1 pseudogene is annotated in these 893 nt (G+C 69.4%); it reads left to right on the plus strand.

The features are described from left to right. Positions 1 to 15 precede the first annotated feature (15 nt). Positions 16 to 893: pseudogene (locus ACQ0O7_RS45135) on the plus strand (hypothetical protein); the annotation flags it as partial.

Here is an 893-nt window from a genome sequence, read left to right on the forward strand (position 1 = left end):
GCTGCCCTGATATCGGTGCTGGCAGCTACTGTCCTCGGCGCCGGACTCCACGCCCCACCAGCCCTCGCCGCCGACCCCACCCCGGCGCCCGCCTCGACTGCGGAACCGCGTCCGGAGATCGAGGTCCCGGAGTTGGTGACCGAGTCGTGGAACGGCTCGACCGGTGTGGACACCATGGCGGAGCGGTGGCGCAAGGCCGTCGCGGATGTCGCGGAGTTCACTGCGGAGCCGGAGGTGCGGGACGCGGCGCTGGCGGCGTTGGCGACCGGTGATCCGGTGGTCATCCAGAAGTTCGCGATGGTCGACAAGCCCGCGTTGGATAAGCAGGTGGCGGCCCGGAAGAAGCAGGAGGCCGCCGAAAATCTGGCGGCGGTCAAGGCGTTGAGGGGTACGGGTGGCCCGTATTTCAACGCCGAGGTCGAGCGGGTTCTGGCCGGCAGTGACAGTGATCGGGCGGCGTTCCTGGCCTATGGCGCGGAGATCGCCCGGGATCGTGATCGGAAGCGGACTGAGGATGCCGCTGAGCGTGCGGCGACGTTGCGCGAGCGGGTGCGTCTGATCGCTGTGATGGCTCCGGCGGAGTCTCACGTGAAGCGTGCCGCCGAGGCGGCTTTCGCCGGTGACGACACGGCGATCAACATGTTCCTCGACGGTGGTTACCTGACCGCGGCACGCGCGGATGCCGCTGAGCGTGAGCAGTATCTGAAGGACCTGGAGGAGCGGAACAAGGCGGCGGAGGACCTGTCCGAGCTGGCGCAGAAGTCGGCGCGTGCCTCGGAGGCTCGCCGTCGGCTGTTGGCGGCACACGGGGAGGGCGTTCGCGCCCTGCAGCAGGCCTCCAACGCGATGGCCGCCGCGGCGAACGGTGCCCGGCACTCGGCACGGATTCTTGC

The sequence above is a fragment of the Actinoplanes sp. G11-F43 genome (assembly GCF_050589265.1).
Classification (GTDB): domain Bacteria; phylum Actinomycetota; class Actinomycetes; order Mycobacteriales; family Micromonosporaceae; genus Actinoplanes.